Here is a 2854-nt window from a genome sequence, read left to right as displayed (position 1 = left end):
GGCCTTGATCCCCTCTTCGAGCGCCGCCGCGCCCACCGCGAGCAGGCGCTCGAGCGGCTCGTCGATCGCGCCGACCGGCACCGTCACCGCGAGATCGCCGTGGAACCCCTCGACCTCGGCGCCCACGTCAAGGCTCACGATCTCGCCGTCGCGCAGCGCGCGCCGGCCCGGGATGCCGTGCACGACCTCGTCGTTCACCGACACGCAGAGGCTCGCCGGATAGCCCCGGTACCCCAGGAACGACGGGACCGCGCCGAGCGCGCGGATGCGGTCCTCCGCGATCCGGTCGAGCTCGCGCGTGGTCACCCCCGGCCGGACCGCGGCGCTCACGTCCCGGAGCGCGCGGGCGGCGACCTGCGCGGCCCGGCGCATCACGGCCAGGTCGGCTTTCGACTTGATGGGAATCGACTCGTTCATCGCTGTGCGTCCTCGCCTCTAGGCGCCGCGGCCGGAGCGCGCGGCGACGAACTCCTCAATCCGGCTGCAGACTTCCTCGGCCGTCCCCTCGGCGTCGACCACGAGGAAAATGCCCCGCGCCCGGTAGTAGTCTACGAGCGGCGCCGTCCACCGGCGAAAGACCTCGAGCCGGCGGCGGATGGTGTCCGGGGCGTCGTCGCGCCGCTGAATCAACTCCGTGCCGTCGAGATCGCACCGCCCGGGCTCGCGCGGCGGATGATGCTCGATGTGGTAGATCGCGCCGCACGTCGGGCATACCCGGCGGCCGGTGAGCCGCCGCAGCACGACCGCCTCGTCGATCTCGAAGAACACCACGCCCTGCAGCGTCTGTCCCCGCCTCGCCAGAAACTCGTCGAGGGCGTCCGCCTGTCCGAGCGTTCGCGGATACCCGTCGAGAATGAACCCGGCCGCGGCGTCGGGCTGCAGCAGGCGCTCCTCCACCATCTGCTGCACGATCGCGTCGGGGACGAGGTCGCCCCGCCGCATGTACTCCGTGGCCCGCCGCCCCACCTCGGTGTCGGCCCGCACCGCGGCCCGAAACATGTCGCCCGTGGAAATGTGCGGCACGTTGTGGCGGACGCGGCACAGCTCGGCCTGCGTCCCCTTGCCGGCGCCGGGCGGTCCCATGAAGACGAGATTCATCGTCACCGCGTCGTCGGGCGGAACCGGCGGGGCGCGGTCATTTCATGAAGCCTTCATAGTGACGCATGAGCACGTAGGCCTCGATCTGCTTCATCGTCTCGAGCGCGACGCCGACGACGATCAACAACGACGTGCCGGTCAGGTACAGCGTCAGCTGCCCGGTGAACCGCGCCAGGAAGATCGGGCCGACCGCGATCAGACCGAGGAAGAGCGCGCCGACGAACGTCAGCTTCTCCAAAATTCGCATCAGGTAGTCGGTCGTGGGGCGGCCCGGCCGGATGCCGGGGACGAAGCCCCCGTACTTCTTGATGTTGTCGGAGACGTCTTCGGGATCGAAGCTCACCGCCGTGTAGAAATACGTGAACGCGATGATCAGCACGAAGTACAGGATGCTCCCGACCGTGCTGCTGATCGAGAGATACCCGCCGAGGCGCTGCAACCACTCCCAGCGCGAGAACTGCGCGATCGTCGAAGGGAACTGCATCACGGAGATCGCGAAGATGATCGGGATCACCCCGGCCGACGCGATCCGGATCGGCAGGTACGTGGTCTGCCCGCCGACCATCCGCCGGCCGACGATGCGCTTCGCGTACTGGATCGGGATCTTGCGCGCGGCCTGGGTCACTACGACGACGGCCACGATGCTGAACAAGATCACCGCGATATCCGCCAGGGCGCGGAACACGGACGCTTCGCCCACGTTCACGAGCCCGATCGTCTGGCCCAGCTGGTTGGGCAGCCGCGCGACGATGCCGGCGAAGATGATCAGCGACACGCCGTTGCCGATGCCGTATTCGGTCATGATCGAGCCCATCCAGGTCAGCACCATCGTCCCGGCGACGAGCGTCGCCACGATTTCACCGAGGATGAGCGGCCGCGGGTTATCGATCGCCCCGAGGTTGCGGATCAGCAGCATCTGGCCGGTGCCCTGGACGATCGCCAGGATCACGGAGAGGTAGAGGGTCCACTGGCCGATCTTCCGGCGTCCGGCCTCCCCTTCCTCGCGGTGGATCTCCTTGAGCTCGGGGAAGACCACCTCGAGCAGGCTGAAAATGATCGACGCGGTGATGTAGGGGAACACGCCGAGCGCGAACAGCGCGAAGCGCGAAAACGCGCCCCCGACGAACAGGTCGATGAAGCCGAACACGTTGCCGGCCTGCCCCTGCTGGAAGAGGCTCTGCAGCCGGAGCACGTCGACCCCCGGCACGGGGATGTGCGACCCCAGCCGGAACAACGCCAGCATCCCAACCGTGAAGAGAAACTTCCGGCGGAGATCCGGGATGCGAACGATATTGGCGAGCCCGGGAATCACGCTTCGATCACCTCGGCGCGGCCGCCGGCCGCTTCGATGCGCTCACGCGCGCCCTTGCTGAACGCGTGCGCTTTGACCACGAGCGCGTGCCCGAGGTCGCCGCCGCCCAGGATCTTCACCTGCGCGCCCTGGATCAAGCGCGCCCGGCGCAGCGCCTCCGGCGTCACCTCCGCGCCCGCCGGAAACCCCGCCAGCCGCCCGACGTTGACGACGTCCATGCCGACGGGGTGGGGGCCGCCGACCAGGTTGCTCCCGGCGCCCCGAATCCCGCGCCGGTAGGGCACGCGCTTCACGAGGGGCAGCTGCCCACCCTCGAAGCCCGGCCGGCGCTGTCCCCCGCTCCGGGCCTTCTGGCCCTTGTGCCCGCGGCCCGCGGTGTTGCCGCGGCCGGACGCGTGCCCGCGGCCGGCCCGCCGGCCCCGGCGGCGCGCGCCGTGGGCCGGC

General features: G+C 69.8%; 4 protein-coding genes. All 4 read right to left on the bottom strand.

Features of this window, described 5'->3' with window-relative positions:
* The coding region (locus VGZ23_08115; GenBank protein HEV2357559.1) for a M24 family metallopeptidase at positions 1 to 417 on the bottom strand (417 nt) is incomplete at its 3' end.
* A gap of 18 nt (positions 418 to 435) precedes the next feature.
* The gene (locus VGZ23_08110) at positions 436 to 1098 is read right to left on the bottom strand and encodes an adenylate kinase (GenBank protein ID HEV2357558.1); all 663 of its coding nucleotides are present in this window, start codon (positions 1096 to 1098) and stop codon (positions 436 to 438) included.
* A gap of 37 nt (positions 1099 to 1135) precedes the next feature.
* On the bottom strand, positions 1136 to 2410 hold the full coding sequence (gene secY / locus VGZ23_08105) for a preprotein translocase subunit SecY (protein ID HEV2357557.1): 1275 nt from the start codon (positions 2408 to 2410) through the stop codon (positions 1136 to 1138).
* Positions 2407 to 2854 (bottom strand): 50S ribosomal protein L15 (gene rplO, locus VGZ23_08100; GenBank protein HEV2357556.1); only part of this gene is annotated, 448 nt, incomplete at its 5' end. The genes rplO and secY, both read right to left, overlap by 4 nt.

It is taken from the genome of bacterium (assembly GCA_035945995.1).
Classification (GTDB): Bacteria; Sysuimicrobiota; Sysuimicrobiia; order Sysuimicrobiales; family Segetimicrobiaceae; genus DASSJF01.
The sequence above is the reverse complement of the archived record's forward strand: the minus strand, read 5'-3'. Positions and strand labels throughout refer to the sequence as shown.

Bases quoted from the DNA above. Each gene is read 5' to 3' on its own strand.
- VGZ23_08110 (HEV2357558.1), bottom strand. From the start codon at position 1,098: ATGAATCTCGTCTTCATGGGACCGCCCGGCGCCGGCAAGGGGACGCAG.